At 45.1% G+C, this 4839-nt stretch carries 2 protein-coding genes and 1 pseudogene; all 3 read right to left on the bottom strand.

Features of this window, described 5'->3' with window-relative positions; genetic code table 11:
• Positions 1-185 (bottom strand): annotated as a pseudogene (locus ACFIN0_RS09400) (hypothetical protein); the annotation flags it as partial.
• Positions 186-312: 127 nt separating this feature from the next.
• Positions 313-1686, bottom strand: coding sequence for a Bgr_08870 family protein (locus ACFIN0_RS09395; RefSeq protein ID WP_375702409.1), 1374 nt, complete (start codon positions 1684-1686; stop codon positions 313-315).
• Between the two features lie 14 nt (positions 1687-1700).
• On the bottom strand, positions 1701-4839 hold a 3139-nt coding region (locus tag ACFIN0_RS09390; protein WP_375702408.1), incomplete at its 5' end, for a DUF4815 domain-containing protein.

Here is a 4839-nt window from a genome sequence, read left to right as displayed (position 1 = left end):
AGGGGAAAAACTTGGTTGTCAGCATCAGGAGCTGTAACAACCGCCCCAAGGGCGGTTTGATCAAATGTTGCTAAAGGACGGGAATCCTCACCAGCCTCTACAATGCGAATCCCATGATTAAATTCTATTGCCATTTTGCTCTCCAAATCAATGAAGAGACTATAACAACCATCATCATGCTCCATAAGACTGACACTGTCAGTCAAAAAGCTCTTTAAAGGGCTTTGAAAGAGCAATAAAAGGACTTAAAAACATATAAGCCTGCTCATACAAAAGCTATCCATTTGACTTGCGCTATTTTTGGTTTTGTATTTAATCTTTCCATAACCTTATAAGAACAGCGCCATCCGCTCCAGCACCACTTGGAGTCTCATGTCCATGAGCACCAGCACCGCCACCACCAAAACCACGCCCTGCTTTTCCTGAACTATAGGAACCTTTGCCGACTCCACCAGAGCCACCTCTTGATGTATCACCTCCAGCATCACCGCCATTACCGCTAGTCTCGCTCGTAATTCCGTTTGTCCCAGCATAACCATTTCCACCTTTGGAAAATCCTGGATGTTCATCTGTTGCCAAGCCAAAATTTCCCCCAACCCCTCCAATACCACCACGTCCTGAATAGTAGCCAGTAACATAACCGTTTCGTGAACTATAGTAACCAGCACTACCATAGTTTCCTCCTGTGGCGGTGATAAAATTATTGCCAATGATCGTTGTTCCTCCAGACTTACCGTTTACACACTGCTCTGAAACAGAAGCTCCTCCTTTACCAATTGTGATATTCTCATGTCCATTTAGACTGGCTTTGTAGCCATACCAGACTGAACAACCGGCACCACCACCACCTCCTCCTAATCCTGACGAATAAGCGCCACCACCACTGCCACCTCCACCCCAAGCTTGGATTTCGACTTTTGTGTTATCCGTGACCCAATCGGGCCATTGAATTTTTCCATCTTGCGTATAGAGCAATTCAGCATCAGCAAGTGCCGGCCAATTCGTGATTTTATCGGTCAAATCTTTTTTTAGCCTCTTTATTCCTGCCAAGATGGCTTCATCCACTTGCGCTTTCGTATAAACAAGATCTCCATCAACTTTTAAAGGTCCTTTCAAGGTGCTTCCGTTTGTGTTTAAATTGGTAACCACTTCACCATTATGGATAAGGTTAAACGACGAATTACCCAACAGTTCTAAGCCACCACTCATAGTGACTTTGCTGGTAAATTTATTATAATTTTGCCATTCATTTGGGCTGGCTAAGCGACCATAGCTTGTGAGATCTTCATTGATCTTGGCTCTAAAATCATCAAGCCCCACGATATCTTCGGTTTTATGTTGATGTGCGCCTAACAGTGATATTGCACTGCCAAAAGTGAAGTTATTATTGCTTGATTTATAGAGAACATAATTGTTGGCAGCATCGTGTGCACCCTCGATATCGCTTAAATCAGCAAAAGTGAAGGTTTTATCCGCTGCCATCTTGGCTTCAAGAGCTGTTTTAAGACCATTAACATCACCTATTGTGTGTTTGTGCTGTAAAGGTGCCTTTTCGTCTATCTTTTCCTCAACAGCCAAAAGAGCTTGATCAATTTTTGTCAAGTTTTCGCGCAAGATTGGGAATTCAGAACTGATAAAACGCCCCTCTTTAGGCAATTCCATGTCGAGTTTTTTGGTTTTTGTCATCTCTCATTTTCCCATTATAATATGCCAGCGCCAAAATCACTCACCATGGACCGCGCAGCAGGTCCACCGGTAAGGGTCAATTTCAAACGTGCTTGTTTGGCTGTTTTATCGCTGCTCACAAATTTGCGCTCTGTCCAAAGGGGGTCGGATAACTGTTCTGTTTCGTCTAATGTGAGAGAGGTGAAACCACCATCATCCAGTTGCATCTCGAGTGTAAAGGTTGCACCGCCCGGTAAAAAGGTTTTGATATAGCTGGTCAATCTTGCTTTTTCACCAAAGGCAAAAGCACGCGTGACATAGGTAGCTTCCTTATGGATCTTCCCCGCAATCAATTGAACAGGCGCAAACAAGACGGGTGAGAGTTTTTCGGTGCCTTTGAGAATAGCGCGAAGCTTTATCTTTTCACTGATATATTCAGTAAGGCTTAGCAATTGAAAGGGCAGGAGTTGATAAATTGTGCCATTGTTTCTTTCAATTTCAAAGATGACAGAACAATCGCTTGAAGGCAATTCAATGGCTGCGCGTACTTGCAAATCAGAGCAGTCCACAAGGTCAAAAGTGCCAAGATCAATGGTTTTTTCTGTTTGTATGTAGCGTGCCGCCAGCACTCGAAAGGCTAAAGCCTCATCTTGATGAGCAGTCCAGCTCCTAGCATTGACAGAAGAAAAGCGTGGTCCCGTTACATAAGGGTGACTTGAGACAAATCTTTGGTGTTCTGCATCAAAATCTCCAAGCTTTGCTAGTGAGACGGCATGATCAGCATCATCGGTTTTAATGACAAAGGCGGTGAGACGGTCATTAGGGACTAACAAAGGGACATCATAGCGTGCCTCTGCCCAACCTAGCTTTGCGCCCTTCATAGAATAAAAGCTTTGCGCTTGAATATCGGCGGTCGGATAACCGTTTTCTGTAGTGACCAAATCAATCACCAAATCATGGTTCTGATTGCCGATTTTGCAAAGATGAAAGTCAATACCGGTAATTTGCCGTGTTTCATCGGGGGTAAAAACTTGCGCTTGTGGGTCCACTTGCGTCCATATCTTCACCGTGGTGGTGCGCCGCATCACTTTCACATCAATCACACCTTGACCGGTAAAAAGCCCTGTTGCAATGGTTCCACCTTTTCCCCGTGCCACAACATTTTTTGTGCCAGCCGTAATATTTTGTGGAATCGTGAAAGCGCCCTCAAGGGTGCCCTTGCTATCGGCAACAAGGAGACTCTTTGGTAAAACATTCACACCATCAAAGGTGAGACTTTCCAAGATTTCGCTACTGCCAAAACCTTCAATTTTAAAGTGAAGGGTAATTTGTCTTAAAAAGTCGATTTGTTCTTGGTGTGTGTTGATGAAATTATCGCTTACTTCTGTTCTACGTATGGTACTGCCGCGATGTTTTCCCATAATGATTTGATTGGTGATACCCGAGAGCCAATCGGTGCGTTGTTCATGCCAAAAGTCTGTTGCGGGTTCAAGGGTTACTGTACCAGGCAGGGGTGCAAAATTTTGATAGGGATTGATTTTTTCGCAAGCCGTTGTCAACTCTTGCGCAATGATCACTTCATTTGTCCAGTCAAGGGTGACAGGCGCTGTAAGATTAGCGGTGTAAAAGGTTGGATCAATGGCAAGCTGTAAAATGCCGTTGCCTACAGCACCTGTTTGTTGAAAGCCTTCATCTCTGTAACTATCATCAAGAAAAGGGTCTGCAAACATGCCCTTTTTGGCAACAGGTTCTTTAGAGTCAACATTGCTTTTAATACGCTCTAATTGCATCAATCGATCAAGCGAAAGCACTCGTTGAAAATAGCGCCACATTTCATCATAGGGGGCAACACGGGTGCCATCATTAACCACAACCGGCGTTTCAAGCCAATTGTTGGTAATGGTTGCAAGGGACAACACATCATCAGGGACACTCGGTGCCATGGGATGATCTACTGAGATACCTTTGATGTAAACCACATTGCCCCCTGTGTTCAGTCCTATGCGGTCAATGCGGGGGAGTTTGTAAGTGTAACTGACGATAATATCACCACCTTGCGCCCCACCTGAGACAGTGATTTCCTGCGCTGTTACTTTATCAGCCGTGATTTTTGCGCGATAGCGGTAAGTCACCTTATAGCTGCTCCCTGCTAAAGGTTCGTCTCCCACCGGTGCCCAATCAATGGTGTCTCCTGTTTTTTTAAAATCTGTGCCTTCTTTAAATTCCTTGCTTCCTTGAACGATTTTGATAAACGCGGTGATGCTTTTATCAGGAACACCATCACGCCCAGCGGCAACGGCACCACGGGTGACGTTAACGGTTTTTTCTTTTGTCAACAAAAGAGACTGAATATCGGCAATAGGAAAATAATAGGGTTTAAAGGTGAAACTTGTTTTCCCTTTTGGGGGCGCAAAAATATGCGTTTCGCTAGGAACAACGCTTGTCGAAAAGTCCTCGAGTTCTTCATGACGCAAAGCCGCTAAGCGTTTGCGTTTAAAGCCATTGATATTGGCTTCTCCTTCTTGAATACTAAACACTTGGCAACCGTTATTGGCTCCCAATGCGCTCACACGGCAGCCACTCACGATATAATGCCCATGGGCGCGGTCGTACGTCGCAATAGCTTGCATGGCGGGTTCAAGCAGTGAGGGCGATTTTTGATCAATCAGAACACCATCTTGTAAAATATAAACCGGAAAGAAAGTGCCATTCTGCGCATCCTCTTTCAGTGCCCAAACAAGCTGTGCTGTTTCGCGTGCCGCTCCGGGCTCTCCTTCTGCTAAGGTACCAGGGACTTGCCCCAAGAGCTCTGGATCATCTTCGTGTGTTATCCATTTTTTTTGCAGCTTCACACCAATTTCCAAGCGCCCAATCATGGCAACATTGTTGAGTACAGCTGGTGCAACGGGGAAAATATCGCCTGCGATATAAATTTTGCCATCCGTTAAAGTGACGGTCCTTGTCTCTTTGTTGACAAAAGCATCAGCCCGTTCAACGCGGTCTCCTTCTTGTGCCACAAGGCGCCCCAAGCGGTCATGCCGCCCCCTGATGATGGTTTGAACCTCATTCAATTCACCACTTTGAATAAAGGGACGCGTGCCATAAAAGACAACGCTTTGTTGTTCCTCTTTGCCGCGAGATCTGTCAATTGCAAAGGGTAAACCACTTTCATGC

The sequence above is a fragment of the Bartonella sp. AA89HNZF genome, assembly GCF_042196905.1.
GTDB lineage: Bacteria > Pseudomonadota > Alphaproteobacteria > Rhizobiales > Rhizobiaceae > Bartonella.
Note: the sequence above shows the minus strand (reverse complement) of the source record. Positions and strands in the feature narration are given on the sequence as shown.

What these genes read in the sequence shown, in the direction of transcription:
- ACFIN0_RS09395 (WP_375702409.1), bottom strand. Translation starts at nt 1,686, where the DNA reads ATGACAAAAACCAAAAAACTCGACATGGAATTGCCTAAAGAGGGGCGT.